This window comes from Streptomyces sp. NPDC057253, from assembly GCF_042669125.1.
In the GTDB taxonomy this organism is placed as follows: domain Bacteria; phylum Actinomycetota; class Actinomycetes; order Streptomycetales; family Streptomycetaceae; genus Streptomyces.
Genome location: NZ_JBHUXV010000104.1, coordinates 17,630 through 34,283 on the forward strand (window position 1 = coordinate 17,630; position 16,654 = coordinate 34,283).

Annotated in this window: 14 protein-coding genes; 4 read left to right on the forward strand and 10 right to left on the reverse strand. The window is 72.0% G+C overall.

Annotated elements, in window-relative coordinates; translation table 11 throughout:
• Window positions 1–202 precede the first annotated feature (202 nt).
• The 5 genes from ACFULQ_RS37615 to ACFULQ_RS37635 form a co-directional block, all read right to left on the reverse strand.
• Window positions 203–850 carry a SurA N-terminal domain-containing protein gene (locus ACFULQ_RS37615; RefSeq protein WP_383552934.1) on the reverse strand — a complete coding sequence of 216 codons (648 nt, stop codon included), beginning with the start codon at window positions 848–850 and terminating at the stop codon, window positions 203–205.
• A 158-nt stretch (window positions 851–1,008) separates the two neighbouring features.
• Window positions 1,009–1,872 carry a glycoside hydrolase domain-containing protein gene (locus ACFULQ_RS37620; protein ID WP_383552937.1) on the reverse strand — a complete coding sequence of 288 codons (864 nt, stop codon included), beginning with the start codon at window positions 1,870–1,872 and terminating at the stop codon, window positions 1,009–1,011.
• Between the two features lie 137 nt (window positions 1,873–2,009).
• The gene (locus tag ACFULQ_RS37625) at window positions 2,010–3,503 is read right to left on the reverse strand and encodes a protein kinase (RefSeq protein ID WP_383552971.1); all 1,494 of its coding nucleotides are present in this window, start codon (window positions 3,501–3,503) and stop codon (window positions 2,010–2,012) included.
• 38 nt (window positions 3,504–3,541) lie between these two features.
• Window positions 3,542–4,141, reverse strand: a complete 600-nt coding sequence (locus tag ACFULQ_RS37630; protein ID WP_383552940.1) for a hypothetical protein — start codon at window positions 4,139–4,141, stop codon at window positions 3,542–3,544.
• A 146-nt stretch (window positions 4,142–4,287) separates the two neighbouring features.
• Entirely contained in the window at window positions 4,288–6,474 is a 2,187-nt protein-coding gene (locus ACFULQ_RS37635) for an N-6 DNA methylase (RefSeq protein ID WP_383552943.1), read from the reverse strand.
• Between the two features lie 212 nt (window positions 6,475–6,686).
• Here ACFULQ_RS37635 and ACFULQ_RS37640 point away from each other — a divergent pair, with 212 nt between their 5' ends.
• Both ACFULQ_RS37640 and ACFULQ_RS37645 read left to right on the forward strand, forming a co-directional pair.
• Window positions 6,687–7,403, forward strand: a complete 717-nt coding sequence (locus tag ACFULQ_RS37640; protein ID WP_383552946.1) for a hypothetical protein — start codon at window positions 6,687–6,689, stop codon at window positions 7,401–7,403.
• A gap of 62 nt (window positions 7,404–7,465) precedes the next feature.
• A complete protein-coding gene (locus ACFULQ_RS37645; protein ID WP_383552949.1) occupies window positions 7,466–8,269 on the forward strand; it encodes a hypothetical protein in 804 nt (267 codons plus the stop codon).
• Window positions 8,270–8,337: 68 nt separating this feature from the next.
• Here the strand turns inward: ACFULQ_RS37645 and ACFULQ_RS37650 are convergent, their stop codons facing one another.
• Together ACFULQ_RS37650 and ACFULQ_RS37655 are read right to left on the reverse strand one after the other, a co-directional pair.
• The gene (locus ACFULQ_RS37650; RefSeq protein ID WP_383552952.1) at window positions 8,338–9,081 is read right to left on the reverse strand and encodes a GNAT family N-acetyltransferase; all 744 of its coding nucleotides are present in this window, start codon (window positions 9,079–9,081) and stop codon (window positions 8,338–8,340) included.
• Window positions 9,082–9,143: 62 nt separating this feature from the next.
• A complete protein-coding gene (locus ACFULQ_RS37655; protein WP_383552973.1) occupies window positions 9,144–9,857 on the reverse strand; it encodes an HNH endonuclease family protein in 714 nt (237 codons plus the stop codon).
• A 193-nt stretch (window positions 9,858–10,050) separates the two neighbouring features.
• On the opposite strand from ACFULQ_RS37655, the gene ACFULQ_RS37660 reads away from it, so the two are divergent.
• Window positions 10,051–10,236 carry an antitoxin gene (locus tag ACFULQ_RS37660; protein ID WP_383552954.1) on the forward strand — a complete coding sequence of 62 codons (186 nt, stop codon included), beginning with the start codon at window positions 10,051–10,053 and terminating at the stop codon, window positions 10,234–10,236.
• 85 nt (window positions 10,237–10,321) lie between these two features.
• Here ACFULQ_RS37660 and ACFULQ_RS37665 read toward each other — a convergent pair whose 3' ends face one another.
• Window positions 10,322–10,918: a nucleotidyltransferase family protein gene (locus ACFULQ_RS37665; RefSeq protein WP_383552957.1), complete on the reverse strand. Its 597-nt coding sequence runs from the start codon at window positions 10,916–10,918 to the stop codon at window positions 10,322–10,324.
• A 29-nt stretch (window positions 10,919–10,947) separates the two neighbouring features.
• Complete coding sequence (locus tag ACFULQ_RS37670) at window positions 10,948–11,847, reverse strand: hypothetical protein (protein ID WP_383552960.1); 900 nt, start codon at window positions 11,845–11,847, stop codon at window positions 10,948–10,950.
• Between the two features lie 104 nt (window positions 11,848–11,951).
• Between ACFULQ_RS37670 and ACFULQ_RS37675 the strand changes: the two genes are divergently transcribed.
• Window positions 11,952–12,536: a TetR/AcrR family transcriptional regulator gene (locus tag ACFULQ_RS37675; RefSeq protein ID WP_383552963.1), complete on the forward strand. Its 585-nt coding sequence runs from the start codon at window positions 11,952–11,954 to the stop codon at window positions 12,534–12,536.
• A gap of 283 nt (window positions 12,537–12,819) precedes the next feature.
• Here the strand turns inward: ACFULQ_RS37675 and mfd are convergent, their stop codons facing one another.
• Window positions 12,820–16,350, reverse strand: coding sequence for a transcription-repair coupling factor (gene mfd, locus ACFULQ_RS37680; protein ID WP_383552965.1), 3,531 nt, complete (start codon window positions 16,348–16,350; stop codon window positions 12,820–12,822).
• Window positions 16,351–16,654 lie beyond the last annotated feature (304 nt).

The following is a 16,654-nucleotide window of genomic DNA, read 5'->3' on the forward strand; positions in this document are numbered from 1 at the left end:
AGGGCGGGGGTGGTTGTGCGATCGTACGATCTTCCGCCGAAGCGGAGCCTGAACCGAAGCGGAGCCTGATCCGAAACGGGGCCTGATCTGAAACGGAGCCTGAACCGAAACGGGGCCTGATCCGAAGGGGAGCCTGACTCGAAGCCAAGCCTGGCTCGAAGCCGGGCCTGACCTTAAGCCGAGCCTGCTGCGCGCGGCGTCCCTACGCCGTCTGCTCGGTGCCCGCCGCCGTGACCTCCCGGACCCAGGGCGTCTTCGCGTCCGCCCGCGCGCTCTTCTGGGCGTCCCACGTGCCGTAGCGCGGGTTGAGGTCGACGTCGAGTTCCTTGGAGGCCTTGGTGAGGGCGCCCCAGAAGGCGGGATCGCTGGTGTCGGTGCCGAGCCTCGCCGCGAGTTTCTGGGCCTCCAGCTGGAGGCGGAGGCTCTCGTCCAGGCGTTCGGGCGCGATGCCGTACCGCTGGAGCCAGGTCGTCTCCAGGCCCTTCGCCCCGCCGGCCTGCTCCTCCAGACCGGAGCGCAGCTCCTGGACCTCCTTGCGGGTCACGCTCACGTCCGCGTCCTCGGCGGCCCGGTGCAGCACGCGGTCGAGGACCATGCCGTGCAGGACGTCGCGGGCGAGGGTGCCGGTCTTGGCGATGGCCTGCGCGTACTGCGCCTCGTCCGTGACGGCCGCCCGCTGTGCGTCGCGCACCTCGGTGACCCGGTTCTCCAGCTGCGCGACGGTGATCCGCTGGCCGCCGACGACGGCCGCCGCGCCCGGATGCGCGTCGCTTCCGCAGGCGGTGAGGAGGGGTGCCGCGCAGGCGAGGGCGGCGGAGAGGACTAGCGCGGTGCGACGACGGCGGTGCAAGGAAGCCTCCCGAGGAGATTGTGCGACGGTGCACAAGGTCTTGCGGTGATCGATGGTAGGCAGGGGACCGGCTCTGGCCAACCCATTCGACCAACGATTCACCAGGACTTCGGGCACCGCCGCGCCGCCCGGCCCTCGGCCTGGCGGGCAGGTGGCCCTCAGCCGGTGATCGCCACCGGCCCGTCCCAGGCGTCCCGGTCCACGGTGATCGTGTAGCCGCCCCGCGACTCCTTGCTGTTGACCAGGTACTGGTGACCGCGGCTGTGGTCGGTGTACTGGGTCTTGCCGAACGGCCAGTCCGTCGTCGTGGTGTTCTGCTTGTCCCACAGCGCGTACCAGAGGTTGCCCGGCAGGTCGGTCCTGTCGGTCGCGTTGGCGATCGCCTTGGCGCTGGAGCTGGTGAAGCCGTAGAAGCCCGCGCGGTACGTCTTGGCGCGCAGGGTCTTGTCGAAGGCGCGCACATAGGTGAGCACGGCGTCGTTGCACGCCTTGTTCGTGATGTCGTACGACTCCATGTCCAGGTAGATCGGGCTGCCGGCCTTCATGCCGAGCGCGGAGGCCTTGGCCACCGCGTCCGCGCCGTCCGTCGCGCCCAGGGAGGCGGCGGTGGAGGCGGTGAGCTTCTCCGGGCTCGAGCCCGTCTGGCAGGACGGCTGGGCGCCGACGTAGAGCGGGATGAGCTTCCAGCCGACCGTGCTGACCGACTTGACCCAGGAGGCGGTGAGGTTGGGCTGGGCGCACCCCCGGTTCTTGCCCCCGATGTAGACGGCGGCGGCGCCGTAGAGACCGCCGTGCCAGGCCTTCATGGCGGAGAGGGAGGGGGCGGCGCAGGTGTCGAACGCCCGTCCGGTGTACGTCTTCTGGGCGGGCCAGGCGGTCGCGGCCATCGAGGTCTGCGCGGCGAGGCCGGCCCCGGCGAGAACGGCCACCCCGGCGATGCCCCAGCTGACGTATCTGCGCTTCTTCGACTGCCGGTGGCCGGACCGGTTGGACCGGTCGGACCGGCTGGAGCTGGACGACATGGACGACCCCACCCTGGTTGCGCTGTGCATGACTGAAACGAAGCGCAAAGCTATCCGGCGTCGGACATGGTGTCGAAAACAGCGGCCCCAGGAGATCACAAGACTCTCTAAGGGCACGGCAAAATCCCGCGTCCGCGCTAGCCGCGCACCTGGCCCAGCCACTGGAGCGTGCGGCGGACCTCGGCCGCGAGCGGGTGGCCGGGTCCCTGGAGCCGTTCCACGTCGTGCAGCAGCCGCGCGAGGGTGTCGTGGGCGGCCGGGCGGTCGCCGAGGGCGAGCAGGAGGTGGCCGATGCGGCGGCGGACGTCGTGGGCGAGTTCGGGGCCGCCGGCCACGTACTGGTTCTCGTAGTACGGCAGCAGGGCGCGGTATTCGGCCAGTGCGGCCGCCGGTTCGCCGAGTTGTTCCAGGCATTGGGCGGCGTCGTAGCGGAAGCGCAGGGACTGCGGGTCGGCGTGGCCCGCCTCGGCGGCGCGCTCGTCGGCGAGGCGGCGCAGTTCGGGCAGCGCGCGCCGGTACTGGCCGTCGTCCATGAGGGTCGCGGCGTACTGCTTGCGCAGGGTGCGTACGACCGGGGAGTTGGCGCCGTGCTGTTCGGCGGCCGTGGGCAGGATCGCGCCGAGGATGTCGACGGCCTGGGTGATGCGGCCCTCGCCGAGGAGCCGCTTGACCTCGTCGACCGCGCGCGCGACGTCCGGTTTCTCGGCCTTCTCCGGGACCGGGGTGACAGGGGCGGGCTGGGGCGCGGGCGTGCGCGCGCGGTCCGGCCAGGGGGCGTGCGGCCGCAGGAACGGGCGCGTGGGGTCGAGGGGCGCTCCGGTGGGCATCCCGCGCGCGGGCAGCAGCAGGGCGAGGTCCTCGTACACGTCCTGCGCGGAGGCCGGGCGGTGCTGCGGGTCCTTGGCGAGCAGCCGCAGCACGAGCGCTTCCAGCGACTCGGGGACCTCGGGGCGGGTGCGGCGCACGGGCAGCGGCGGCTCGTACAGGTGCCGGTGCAGGACGCCGAGCGCCGTGGAGCCCGCGAACGGGACGTCACCGCTGAGGAGTTCGTGCAGCAGCACGCCGAGCGCGTACAGGTCGGTGTACGGGCCGACCGAGCCGCCCATGGCCTGCTCGGGAGCCATGTAGGCGGGCGAGCCGATCGGCGAACCGGTGTGCGTGAGGCGGGTGGTGTCGGTGTCCATGACCGAGGCCACGCCCAGGTCGAGGACGGTGACCGTGCCGTCCTGCTTCACCATCACATTGCGCGGCTTGAGGTCGCGGTGGACGATCGGCACGGCGTGCACGGCACTCAGTACGGCGCACAGTTGCGCGGCGACCGCGACCGCCCACTGCCAGGGGTACGGGTCGTGCTCGGCGAGATGGTCGGAGAGGTCCGCGCCGTCGACGTACTGCATGACGAGGAACAGCTCCTCGCCCTCGCTGCCCGCGTCGTGCACGGTGACGAGCCCGGGGTGGTCGACCTGCGCGGTCACCCGGCACTCGCGCACGAACCGGCGGCGCAGCTCGTCCGCCTCCTGCCCGGCCACCTTGTCGGGGCGCAGCAGCTTCACCGCCACGCGCCTGTCGAGCCGCTGGTCGTAGGCCGTCCACACCTGGCCCATGCCGCCCTGTCCGATGAGCGTGGACAGTTCATAGCGGCCGGCGACGACACGCCCTGTCGCCACGGTCACCTGCCGCCGTCGTGGGGACCGCCGCCGGTGCTGCCGCCGCTGTTGCCGCCCTCGTGCTTGCGCAGGTAGTCGCTGAGCTCGTCGAGTTCGGCGCGCACCTGGTCGATGCGGGCGGGCGCGGGGCGCTGCGGCGGGGGCGGCACGACTCCGGGCGCGGGAACCGGCGGCTGCGGCTGCGGCAGGAGCGTGGACGTGAACGGCGGTGTCGGCTGCGGATAGCCGTAGCCGGTGTGGACGGTCGGGCCCTGGGGCGGCGGGTAGCCCACGAACCGCCGCTGCTGGTGCACCCGGATGTCCATCACCAGGAAGTACACACTGCTGAACAGCCCCAGGAGCAGGACCAGCGACATGGCGACGTCGGTCCTGGGATCGCTCTCGGGCAGCGAGCCGACCACCGCGAAGCACGCGATGGACAGCGGCAGGCTCGCCCAGGCCAGCACCCAGTCGACCGCCCGTCCGCGCAGGAACGCGATCCGGAACAGGGGCGCGCAGGCGAGCAGGCCGCACGAGAGGAATCCGACGGCGGCGAGCACCACGCGCAGGGTGATGACCGTGCCCGAGTCGCGAGCGGGCGGCGCCGCGCCGTGGCCGTACATGAACGCTCCTGAACCGGGAATCGATGTGGGGTTCGAGCGTATAGGCCGATACCGACAGGGCGTCACGGGTTGTACCGAACCGTTGTCGTCCTGATCAGTCGGGTCGATCAGTCGCGCCGGTCTGTTGGGCGGATCAGTCGGGCAGATCAGTCGGGCGCGACCGTCCCGTCCGTCAGGCCGTCGTACATCCCGCGCACCAGCTGCTCCCCCAGCCGCCCCGCGTGCCGCAGGGCCCGCTCGAACTCGTCGAGCGTGCAGAAGCGTTCGCCGTAGCGCCGCTGCTCGTCGAGCGGCAGCCGGGGCAGTTGGAGGCGGCGCACGTCCAGCCGGGTCGCGGTGGAGGCGTAGCTGCTGGCCTGGCGGTTGTTGGCGGTGCCGCGCAGGAAGCCGGCAAGGAACCAGGGGTCCAGCGCGGCGGGATCGGGGCGCAGGAGCACGAGGTTGCGGCCCAGCGCGGCGCCCCCGGTCGCCTCGTCGATCACGCGCGCCACCGAGCCCCCGCCGAGCACCGGCACGACGACATCGCCGGGTTCGGTCAGCACGGCCTCCTCGTCGCTCTCGGGAAGCGCGCCCGAGGGGGCCGCCCCGGAGAGGACGTCATGGTCGGTGAGAACGGGCACACGCGCGTGGCCGCCACTGCCGCCCGTGCGCAGCATCAGGGCGCCTCCGCGCGCGAGTTCACCGATGGTGGTGAGCGGCCACCGCGCGGGACGCGCGCTGTCAGCCGGCGGCGGGGTGAGGTCGGCGGTCAGGCGCAGGGTCTCGCCCAGGCGCTCGCGGACGGCCGTGAGCTGTTCGGCTCCGTCGGCCGCGGCGGGCGGCGGCAGATGACGGGCGGGGGCGAGGTCCACGTCGTCGTCGAGGAGGTCGATGACGGGCACGGCGCGGGCCAGACCGGGCCGTTCGGCGAACCGGCCGGCCCGGCCGAAGGCCTGCCAGGCGTCGAGGACGGCCTCGCGCACGGCCCGCCAGTCCGGCCCGCCGCGTGACTCGCCCGCGAACCGCCCCACGTCGACGAGTAGCACCTCCGGCTGCGCGGGCGCCTTCTCCGGGCGGCGCAGCACCCACAGGTGGAGCGGGATGTTGTACGGCGGTGCCGCTCCGACCGGCAGGGCGATCACGGCACGCAGCGCACCGCGGCGCAGCAGGTCGGCGCGGATACGGCGGCCCGAGCGGCGGGAGGCGGCGGCGGGCGGCATCAGCAGGACGCCGGCGCCGCCGTCCTTGAGGCGGGCGAGCGCGTGCTGGACCCAGGCGAGCTCGGACTCGGTGCGGGCCGGGAAGCCGTACTCCCAGCGGGGGTCGTAGGCGAGTTCGTCATGGCCCCAGTTGCGCTCGTTGAACGGCGGGTGGCACAGGACGGCGTCGGCGCGCAGCTCGGGGTAGGCGTCGGCGCGCAGGCTGTCGCCGGTGGCGCCGTGGACGGTGGACCAGGTGTGCAGGGCGAGCCGGAGCGTGGTGAGCGCGGCGAGTTCGGGGGCGCTGTCCTGGGCGTAGAGCCGCTGGTCGGGGCGGGTGGCGGCGGCCCTCAGGAGGGCGCCGGTGCCGCAGGCGGGGTCGAGGACGGTGCGGACGGGACCCACCAGATCGGCCATGAGACCCGCCAGGTCGGCCGGGGTGAGCGTGTACTGGCGCGGGTTGGCGTCCAGGTGCCGTCCCAGCAGGAACTCGAAGGTCTGACGGGCGCCCAGCTCGGCGGCGAGCTCGGCGACACCGCGCAGGAGGGGCACGGAGGGGAGGAGTTCGGGGGCGGTGGGGGCGTGCAGGGCCGCTCGGGTGTCCACGGCGGCCGGAGTGTTCACGGGGGGCGGGGTGTTCACGGCGGCCGGGGTGTTCACAGCGGAAGGGCTGGGGACGTCCGATGAGCCGGGACCGGTGCCGGGGGTGTTCACAGCGGCCGGGGTGTTCACGGCTCCTGAGGCGTCCTGGGCCGACTCCTTCCCGAAGCGCGGTGTCAGTACGTCCCGCAGCGCGCCCGGCAGCATCGACGCGAGCCGCTGGTCGGAGCCGGCGCTCACCTCCAGCCAGACCGGCGGCCGGTCGTGGATCAGCAGCAGGGCGCAGCCCGCGTGGGTGAGGGCGGTGACCGGCCCCTCGGGGTGCCCGGAGAGCTGCTGCCAGACGCGCTCCCGCAGGGGCACCTCGGCGAGTTTCCCCTGCTTGCGCAGCCAGGACTCGACCTCGGCGAGGGCGAAGGACGGGCTGGTCTCGGTGCCGCCGACGGGTCTCGGGAAGTCGGCGTGCCGGCGCCGCCAGTTGCTGACGGCCGCACGGCCCACCCCGGCCAGGCGTGCGATACCGGCGGCGGTCACTTCAGTCGCGTTGTCCTGCACCCACCCGCTCCCCTCGTCGTGCCGCGCCACCCCTGCGGCCCGCGTGTGACGCCGAGCATACCGACGTGCGCAAGATCTACCGCTTCACGGCCGTGTACGCCACCTCCTTCGTGAACCGTGTTGACTCGGTTCACAGGCTCTGGTCTTATTGACCCAGCGAACGAGCGGCTGCCGAACGGGCGGTGGTCGCCACTTCGGAGGGGGACACAGCCATGGGCATGAAGGGCAAGGTCGCGCTGGGCGCCGTCGTGGGGGTCGTCGTCATCGGGGTCGTCTCGGCGAACGCCGGGGACAGCGGGTCCGGCGGAGACGGCTCCTCCGGCGGCAGCGGCAAGGGCTCTTCGGCGTCGGCGGAGCGCGAGGCCGGGACCAAGAAGAGCGACCCGGGCAGCGCCAAGGGCAGCGCCAAGGCCGAGGTCGCCGAGAAGAAGGCCGCGTTCTCGGGGGACGGCGACTTCCAGGTCGGTTCGGACATCAAGCCCGGCACCTATCGCACCACCGGCAACACCGACGGCCTGTGCTACTGGGAGCGGGCCAAGGACGCCTCGGGCGAAGTGGACTCGCTGCTGGCCAACGACAATGTCACCGGCACCAGTTACGTCACCGTCAAGTCCGGCGACAAGCTCTTCAAGTCGAGCGACTGCCACGACTGGGAGGCCGTCGGCGCGAAGGCCAAGGGCTCCCCCGCGACCAGGATGTCCGGCGACGGCGGCATGTTCAGAGTCGGCGCCGACATCGCCCCCGGCACGTACAGGTCCACCGGCAACACCGACGACTCCTGCTACTGGGAGCGCACCAAGGACGCCGAGCACGGCATCGACTCGATCCTCGCGAACGACAACGCCAACGGCACGGCCGTGGTCAGGATCGGCGCCTCCGACGGCTACTTCAAGACGGCCGGCTGCAAGGACTGGAAGAAGACCGGCTGAACCGCTGGCCGCCCCCCTCCTCACCCCACTTCACCTCACCGCTTCACCACCAAGGAATCGCCATGCGTCGTACCGCACTTGCCGCTCTCTGCATCGCCGCCGCGGCCACCGCAGGACTCACCGGATGCCAGCCGGGCCAGGACACGGCGGACAGCGGCACGGGTGTCTCCAGTACGTCCGCCGCGTCGACCGCGTCGACCGCGTCGGCCGGGAAGAAGGAACCGTTCGCCGGGCTGACCGGCGGCGAGATAGCCGACCGGGCCACGAAGGCGACGACCGGCGCCACCTCGCTGCGCATGAAGGGTGGCATCCCCGACGACGAGAGCAGCGGCATCATCAGCCTCGACGTGGCCCTGAACAAGAAGGGCGAGTGCGCCGGCACCATCGGCATGGGCGGCAAGGGCCGGGTCGGGCTGATCAAGACCGGTGACCTCGTGTACATGAAGTTCGACGAGGAGTTCCTGCGCGAGCAGAGCGACGGCGAGTCGAAGTCGGACACCGACGCGGCCGTGGCCATGCTGGCCGGCAAGTGGACCAAGACGAAGGCGACGGGCGCGGACGCCAAGGAGTTCGGGAACTTCTGCGACCTGACCAAGGTGCTCGAAGGCGCCGAGGACACCAACTCCGACGCCACCCGCGGGAAGACCACCACCGTCGACGGCACACCGGCGATCACCCTGCACGAGAAGGACGGCAAGGACCGCTACACCCTGTACGTCGCCACCGAGGGCAAGCCGTATCTGCTGCGGGTCGACAGCACGGCGGGGGCCGACCAGGGCTCGGTCACCTTCAGCGACTTCGACGAGCCGGTCCCGGCGCGGAAGCCCGCCGGCGAGATCCTGGACCTCGACGCCCTGGGCGGCTGAGCCGAGGAACCCGACGCATCACGCGGGGACGCGCCGGACCGTAGCCTCCCCGCCAGGACGCGGCACGCTCAAAGGGCGTGCCGCATCCACACGTTGGGCTCCACGTACACCGCGTACCCGCGCTCCGGCTCGCACCGTACCGGCACCAGCGCCCCGGGCACCTCGATGTCGCCCCGGGTGTCGAAGGGGAGCCCGGTCCAGCGGCGCCACTGCTCCAGCGAGCCGGCCACCGTCATGGAGGCGGGTGCCACCGCGTGGACGGCGGCACCGGCGCGGGCGTGGACGCGCAGCCAGGGGTCGTACGGCAGCCCGTCGGGCCGTACGCGACGGGCGTACTCCTCGATGGGGGTGTGCGGTTCCAGGTGCTTGGCGCTGGGCCGGACCGGGGCGACGACCTCGCTGAAGCCGTGCGCGCGGGCGTTGTCACGCATCGCCGAGAGCATCAGGGCGGACAGGCCCCGGCCCTGGAACCGCGGGTGGATGACAACCGAGATCGCGCTGACCGTGTCGGGTCGCACCCCCCGGCGCAGGTCGCCGAACGCCCACACCAGCGTCTCGTCCCAGCCCCGGTCGGGCAGTTCACCGCGTTCCTCGGTGTGGAGGGCGAAGGGCACGCTGTGGGCGTGCGCGACGACCTCCCCCCGCTCGTCCTCGGCGAACAGCACGTACTCGGGGAGTTCGGCGGAGATCCGCCCGTAGTGGGCGTTGCCCACGGGATCCTGGGTCACGAACTCCGGCCAGCTGTCGGCCATGCCGAGGACGCGCTCCCGCATTTCGGGACGCTCGGCGAGACTCGACACCTTCAGCTCCATGCGGTCACCGTAGGCCGCGGCCCCGCGAACCGGAAAGCGCATTTCCCGCTCGCGACGGCTCGTCAGTCGGCGTGGAACCTCGGGGGTGCCTGCGTCGGGTTGCCGCCGGTCGGCAGCCTCTGGCCGGGGCAGCCCTTGAGGACCTTCTCCATCGCGGACTTCTCGGCGGCGGTGACCCACAGCTGGTACTTCTTCTTCACGGCGACCTGAGCGGCGACATAGGTGCACCGGTACGCCTTGTTGGGCGGCAGCCAGGTCGCCGTGTCGCCGTCGCCCTTGGAACGGTTGGTGCTCGCGTCGACGGCGAGGAGGTTCAGCGGGTCGTTGGCCAGAGCTATGCGCTTGCCGGCGTCCCAGTACTTGGCGCCCTTCTGCCAGGCGTCGGACAGCGCGACCACGTGGTCGATGTCGACCTGGCTGCGGCCCCGCCGGTAGGTCACCTCCTTGCCGGAGTAGGGGTCCGACTCCAGCACGCCGTAGGAGACCTTGCAGTCCCCACCGGTGAACTTCACGTCCTCCAGGTCGCGTTTGAGTATGTCGTCGCGGGTGTCGCAGTCGTTGGAGTCCGTGTCGGCCCACGCGGTGCCGAACCGGTCGCGGTCGTAACCCGTCTTGGGCGCACGCCCCTTGACGGTCAGCGACTCCGCGGCAGTGAGGGCCGCACCCGAGCCCCCGGTCTCCTCGGGCCCACCGGACCCCACGGTCGTCTCCGCCTTGCACCCGGCCACGGCGAACACCAGCACGACGGCAGCCGCGGCCCCGCCCCTCAGACGCATCACGTGCGCCCCTCCCCTTGCCAACCCGGTCCGCCCCCGCAGGGTGCGCTTTCCCCAGTACGACTTCGCGCACACCGTAGCGAGCGGGCGCACCGCGGCGTTCAGCAGGTCCGGACAGCGCCCTCCTCAAGTGGGCATCACGGGCATAACGCCCGTATCGTCGTGTCTGAGTCGCTTCGGGAAGGAGCTCTCGATGGGCATCTTCGACAGGTTCAAGAGCAACCGCCACGTACAGGACAAGGCCAAGGACATGTCCGACATGGCGGAGCGGAAGGTCAACGACAGGACGGGCAACAAGTACGAGAGCCAGGTCGACGACGCACAGCAGAAGATCGAAGGGTCGCTCGGCATGGACCGCGACAGGCCCGACCAGCCGTAGTCCCGACCAACCGTAGGCCCGACAACAGCCCCACACCTCCGCCGGACCGGCGCAGCCGCACGCCTCCGCCACATCGGACGGCGGTTCAGACCGGCCACGGCAGCACCGTCAGCTCCGGCCATTCCTCCTGCCAGCGGGCCGCCTTGGCCTCGTAGACCCCTCTCGGGGCGAGGACCGGGTTGGGGCGGACCACGAGGTTGAACACGTCCGACAGCCCGTGCGGAGCGTAGACGCGCCACTGACCGCCGGGCTCCAGCCGCACGCCCAGACAGCAGGTCGTCGCGGCGAAGCGGTCGATGGCGGACTCGGTGGAGTCGTACGGCGGGCAGGGCACCCCGAACTTCCGCTCGTACCAGAGGTGCACCCGCGCCTCGTTGCGGATCTCGACCTCGGCCGGGAGGCCCTCGAACGCCTCCCGGCCCGCCTTGATGACGGCGTCCTCGGCCTCCCAGGAGAGGTCGGTGTCGTCGAAGTAGAAGACGTCGTAGTCCTTGATGCCCTGGGCCGGGGGTCTGTCGGTGACCACGTTCCACACGGTCTGGAACAGGCAGCCCGCCGTCACGTACCAGCCCGGCAGGTCGAGTTTCGCCGTCCGCGCCAGCACCTCGGTCAGGATCTCGTTCCGCCCGAGGGCGGCACGGAAGCCCTCGAGTTGTTCCACGAGAGGAAGTCGTCCGAGCATCCGCCCTGCCTATCACGGTCCGGCAGGGGTCAGACCCTGCCGATGCCCAGGGTCGTCTCCGACGGAAGCAACCCGGAGGACAGCACCGCGACCCAGAAGTCGCCGAGCAGGTCCGCGAGTCGGTCGGTGTCGGTCGGGCCGAGCAACCTCCAGGGCTGGGAGGCCAGTTGGTCGGTGTGGTGCTCCACCTGGTGGCGCAGGTCCCGGCCGGCGTCGGTCGCCCCGCCCTGCTCGTCGACCAGGCCACGGGCCGTCAGGCGCCGTCGCGCGGCCGCCCATTCGCCGGCGCTCCACCCGCGGCTCTCGAAGCGCTCCACGGAGGCGGCACCGATGGCGGCGAAGGAGACGAGCGACTCGACCGGGTCCAGGCCGGCCACGAGCAGGGCCGCTATGTGACCGTCGCCGCGGTGCTCCCGCAGGATCGTCGCCGCCTGCCACAGCTGGAGGTGCGGGGCCTCGGGCCACTCCACCTCGGCGTTGGCCGCGGCCAGCGGGCGCCCCGCGGTGTCCGCGGACTCGGCGGCGCGCCGGGCGAGGGCGGCGGCCTCCGCGAGTTCAGGACTGTCGACGCGGTCGCCGAGTATCGCGCGGTAGGCCCGGTCGATCCCGCGCATCCTCGCCGCCAGGACCGCGGCGGGGCCGGCGACCGACCACCCGGAGTCGATGTGCTCGGCGACCATGCGCGGGCTGAAGCTGTAGAACGCGGAGGCCACACGCTCGGCACCCACCGGCCCCAACGGCGCGGCCCGCAGGGGGAAGTAGCTCGGCCAGCGCTCCTTCGTGTCGTACCCGAGCGCGGCGGCCTCCTCGAAGACCTCCGGCGCGTAGTAGAGCACCGCGTGCAGGGGCTCCAGCAGGTGCCAGAGCTGTCGCACCCGGGCCGGCTCCACGGCACCCGCACCGATCCCGCCGTCATCGCGCTTCGACATGGACAACACCCCCGTCGCATCCACCACCGAACAACTTGACACTGACTAGATTGCCGGAGCCCACCCAACTTGTCAATGCCTAGTTCGGGCGTACGCTGCTGACCATGGCACCTGCGCAGACCGAGAAACCGAACCGCCCCTACCACCACGGCGATCTCCGGCGGGCGATCCTCACCGCCGCACTCGACGTCATCGCCGCGGACGGCCCCGCCGCGCTGAGCCTGCGCGACCTCGCCCGCCGCGCCGGTGTCTCGCACGCGGCTCCCGCCCACCACTTCCGGGACCGCACCGGGCTCCTCACGGCGATCGCCGCCGAAGGCTTCGGTCTGCTCGCGGCGGCCGTCGAGGAGGCCTCGGACCTCAAGGACGCGGGCGTGCGCTATGTGCGCTTCGCCCGCGAGCACCCGGCACACTTCCAGGTGATGTTCGCGCCCGAACTCCTGCGCGCCGACGACCTCGAGCTCACCACGGCCCGCGCCCTGGCCGCCGCCGCCCTGCGCACCTCGGTCGAGGGCGTGCGTGCCGAGGACCTCGGCGTCGACAGCCGCCTCGCGGGAGTCGCCGCGTGGTCCCTCGCGCACGGCTTCGCCACGCTGCTCCTCGGCCACAACCTGGACGGCCCGGTCGGCGACGAGGACCCCGAGGAGGTCTTCCGCACCCTGGCGACCACCCTCTTCCGCACGGCCTGACCGAGGGCCGTCCGTCCCCTCCGGCGGGCCGACGACAGGTCACCCCATCGGCGGCGGGTCACCCCGTCGTCGGCGGGGCACCCCGTCGTCGGCGGGGCACCCCATCGGCGGCGGGGCACCCCGTCGTCGGCGGGGCACCCCATCGGCGGCGGGTCACCCCATCGGCGGCAGGTCGCCCCGTCGTCAGACACAGGTCACCCCGTCGTCAGGCCCACCCACAAGGTCGGAACCACAAAGTCCCAGGACCACAAAGTTCCGGAACCACAAGGCCCCGGAACCGACGTCACGACCCCAGGATCGACGTGAGGAACTCCCCCACCCAGCCCAGCAGTTCCCGGCCGACCAGCGGCTTGCCGCCGACCTTCGCCGTCTTCGGGCGCGGCACCAGCACCTGGTGCACGGCCGGCTTGATGACGGTGCCCGGGTACAGCCGCTTCAGGCGCAGTTCCTGCGACTCCCGCAACTCCACCGGCGCGAAGCGGATGTTGGTGCCCTGGAGGACGATCTCGCCGACCCCGCACGCGCGTGCCAGCATGCGCAGACCCGCCACCAGCAGGAGGTTCTCGACCGGCTCGGGCAACTTGCCGTAGCGGTCGACGAGTTCCTCGCGTACGGCCTTGATGTCCTCCTCGGTGTTGACCGAGGCGATCGCGCGGTACGCCTGGAGCCGCAGCCGCTCGCCCGGCGCGTAGTCGTGCGGAACGTGCGCGTCGACCGGGAGCTCGATCTTGACCTCCAGCGGCGGCTCCTCCTCGACCCCGCCCTCCAGGGAGGCCCGGTAGTCCGCGACGGCCTCGCCGACCATGCGGACGTACAGGTCGAAGCCGACGCCCGCGATGTGCCCGGACTGCTCGCCGCCGAGGAGGTTGCCGGCGCCGCGGATCTCCAGGTCCTTCATGGCCACGTACATGCCCGCGCCCATCTCGGTGTGCTGGGCGATGGTCGCGAGCCGCTCGTGCGCGGTCTCGGTCAGCGGCTTCTCCGGCGGGTACAGGAAGTACGCGTAACCGCGCTCGCGGCCACGGCCCACCCGCCCGCGCAGCTGGTGCAGCTGCGACAGGCCGAAGTTGTCGCCGCGCTCCACGATCAGCGTGTTCGCGTTGGAGATGTCGATGCCGGACTCGACGATCGTCGTCGAGACCAGGACGTCGAACTTCTTCTCCCAGAAGTCGACGACGACCTGCTCCAGCGCCGACTCCGACATCTGGCCGTGGGCCGTCGCGATCCGCGCCTCGGGGACGATCTCGCGCAGCCGGGCGGCCGCGCGGTCGATGGATTCCACCCGGTTGTGGATGTAGAAGACCTGGCCCTCGCGCAGCAGTTCACGGCGGATGGCCGCGCCGATCTGACGCTCCTCGTAGGGCCCGACGAAGGTGAGCACCGGGTGGCGCTCCTCCGGGGGCGTGGTGATCGTCGACATCTCGCGGATGCCGGTGACCGCCATCTCCAGGGTCCTCGGGATCGGCGTCGCGGACATGGTCAGCACGTCGACATTGGCGCGGAGCTTCTTCAGCTGCTCCTTGTGCTCGACGCCGAAGCGCTGCTCCTCGTCGACGATGACCAGGCCGAGGTCCTTGAACTTGGTCTCGGAGGAGAACAGCCGGTGGGTACCGATGACGACGTCCACCGAGCCCTCGCGCAGGCCCTCCAGGACGGCCTTCGCCTCGGTGTCGGTCTGGAAGCGGCTGAGCGCCTTCACCACCACGGGGAACTGCGAGTAGCGCTCGGAGAACGTCCCGAAGTGCTGCTGCACCAGCAGGGTGGTCGGGACGAGGACCGCGACCTGCTTGCCGTCCTGGACCGCCTTGAACGCGGCCCTGACCGCGATCTCGGTCTTGCCGTAGCCGACGTCGCCGCAGATCAGGCGGTCCATGGGGACCGACTTCTCCATGTCCTCCTTGACCTCGGCGATGGTGGTGAGCTGGTCGGGGGTCTCCGCGTACGGGAAGGCGTCCTCCAACTCGCGCTGCCACGGGGTGTCCGGGCCGAAGGTGTGCCCCGGGGCCGCCATCCGCGCGCTGTACAGCTTGATCAGGTCGGCGGCGATCTCCTTGACGGCCTTCTTCGCGCGCGCCTTGGTCTTGGTCCAGTCGGCGCCGCCGAGCCGGTGCAGGGTGGGTGCCTCGCCGCCGACGTACTTGGTGATCTGCTCCAGCTGGTCGGTGGGGATGTAGAGGCGGTCGCCGGGCTGGCCGCGCTTGGCGGGGGCGTACTCGACGACGAGGTACTCGCGCGTGGCGCCCTGCACGGTTCGCTGGACCATCTCGATGTAGCGGCCGACGCCGTGCTGCTCGTGGACGATGTAGTCGCCCGCCTCCAGGGTGAGCGGGTCGATCGTCTTGCGGCGTCGCGCGGGCATCCGGGCGCCGTCCTTGCCGGCCGCCTTCTGGCCGGTCAGGTCGGTCTCGGTCAGCACGGCGAGCTTCAAGGAGGGGTCCACGAAGCCGTACTCGATCGAGCCGCACGCCACATGCACGACGGACGGGCTCAGGGACTCCAGCTCCGCGTCGAGGCGGGCCGCGATGCCCTCGCCGCCCAGCACCTCGACGGTACGGGCCGCGGGGCCGTGGGCCTCGGTCACGAAGACCGTGCGCCAGCCGTCGGAGAGCCAGCCCTTGGTGTCGGCGAGCGCCTTGGCGGTGTCGCCGCGGTAGGTCTCGGGGGCGTGCATCCCCAGCTTGAGGGTGTCCGCCTCCAGTTCGAGGTCGGCCGCGAACGGCGACACCGACCACCACATCATGTCCAGCTCGCGCGCCCGGTCCCGGACGTCGGCGATGGACCACAGGGAGGCCGCGCCGACGTCGATGGGCGCCTCGCCGCCGCCCGCGGTGGCCGCCCAGGACGCCTGGAGGAACTCCTGCGAGGTGGCCACGAGATCGGACGCACGCGTGCGCACCCGCTCCGGATCGCATACGACGGCCATGGCGCCCTTGGGCAGGACGTCGATCAGGAGCTCCATGTCGTCGACGAGGACCGGAGCCAGGGACTCCATGCCCTCGACGGCGATGCCCTCGGCGATCTTCCCGAGCAGCTCACCCAGCTCGGGGTGCTGTTCGGCGAGGGCACGCGCGCGGGCGCGTACGTCGTCGGTGAGCAGGAGTTCGCGGCAGGGCGGGGCCCACAGACCGTGCTCGGCGATCTCCAGGGACCGCTGGTCGGCGACCTTGAAGTAGCGGATCTCCTCGACGTCGTCGCCCCAGAACTCGATGCGCAGGGGGTGTTCCTCGGTGGGCGGGAAGACGTCGAGGATGCCGCCGCGGACGGCGAACTCGCCGCGCTTCTCGACGAGCTCCACGCGCGCGTAGGCGGCCGCCGCGAGGTCCTCCACCACGGTGTTCAGGTCGGCGGTCTGCCCGGTCCGCAGCGCCACCGGCTCCAGGTCGCCGAGGCCCTTGACCTGCGGCTGGAGCACGGACCGCACGGGGGCCACGACCACGGAGACCGGGCCGGTCTCGGGGTCGTCGGGGCGGGGGTGGGCCAGGCGCCGCAGGACGGCCAGGCGGCGGCCGACGGTGTCGCTGCGGGGGCTGAGGCGCTCGTGGGGCAGGGTCTCCCAGGACGGGTACTCCACGATTCCCTCGGGCGGGAGCAGGGAACGCAGGGCCGCGGCCAGGTCCTCCGCCTCCCGGCCCGTCGCCGTCACCGCGAGCACCGGCCGGCCGGCCTCACGCGCGAGGGCCGCGATGGCGAAGGGACGGGCCGCCGGGGGGCCGACCAGGTCGACGTGCATCCGGTTGCTGTCCTGGGCGGCGGCGATCGCTTCCGCGAGGGCGGGGTCCTTGACGACGGCGTCGAGCAGACCGTGCAGGCTCATTCGGGGCGGCTTTCGTCCGAGGGGGGCTGGGCTGGTGGTGGGGCCGGAGGCGGTGTGGGCAACGCGAAGGGCCCGACGCGGTGACCGGCCGGGGGGTCTCCAGCGTACGACGCGGCGCCGACAGGTGCGGGGGCTGTGGACAACGCCGGGGGCGGTCATCGCCCCTGGCGCGGTGTTCGACCCGGCCCGGTGTTTCGCCCCCGCCGCCCCTACCCGTCCCCTCCCCAGGGGCTGCGCCCCCGGACCCCCCTTCGGCCCGAAGGGCCTCGTCCTCAAGCGCCGGACGGGCTGAACGCACGGACCC

Excerpts from the sequence above, each read along its gene's own strand:
- ACFULQ_RS37620 (WP_383552937.1), bottom strand. The coding sequence starts at position 1,872 with ATGTCGTCCAGCTCCAGCCGGTCCGACCGGTCCAACCGGTCCGGCCAC.
- ACFULQ_RS37630 (WP_383552940.1), bottom strand. The coding sequence starts at position 4,141 with ATGTACGGCCACGGCGCGGCGCCGCCCGCTCGCGACTCGGGCACGGTC.
- ACFULQ_RS37640 (WP_383552946.1), top strand. The coding sequence starts at position 6,687 with ATGGGCATGAAGGGCAAGGTCGCGCTGGGCGCCGTCGTGGGGGTCGTC.
- ACFULQ_RS37645 (WP_383552949.1), top strand. The coding sequence starts at position 7,466 with ATGCGTCGTACCGCACTTGCCGCTCTCTGCATCGCCGCCGCGGCCACC.
- ACFULQ_RS37650 (WP_383552952.1), bottom strand. The coding sequence starts at position 9,081 with ATGGAGCTGAAGGTGTCGAGTCTCGCCGAGCGTCCCGAAATGCGGGAG.
- ACFULQ_RS37655 (WP_383552973.1), bottom strand. The coding sequence starts at position 9,857 with ATGCGTCTGAGGGGCGGGGCCGCGGCTGCCGTCGTGCTGGTGTTCGCC.
- ACFULQ_RS37660 (WP_383552954.1), top strand. The coding sequence starts at position 10,051 with ATGGGCATCTTCGACAGGTTCAAGAGCAACCGCCACGTACAGGACAAG.
- ACFULQ_RS37665 (WP_383552957.1), bottom strand. The coding sequence starts at position 10,918 with ATGCTCGGACGACTTCCTCTCGTGGAACAACTCGAGGGCTTCCGTGCC.
- ACFULQ_RS37670 (WP_383552960.1), bottom strand. The coding sequence starts at position 11,847 with ATGTCGAAGCGCGATGACGGCGGGATCGGTGCGGGTGCCGTGGAGCCG.
- ACFULQ_RS37675 (WP_383552963.1), top strand. The coding sequence starts at position 11,952 with ATGGCACCTGCGCAGACCGAGAAACCGAACCGCCCCTACCACCACGGC.
- mfd (WP_383552965.1), bottom strand. The coding sequence starts at position 16,350 with ATGAGCCTGCACGGTCTGCTCGACGCCGTCGTCAAGGACCCCGCCCTC.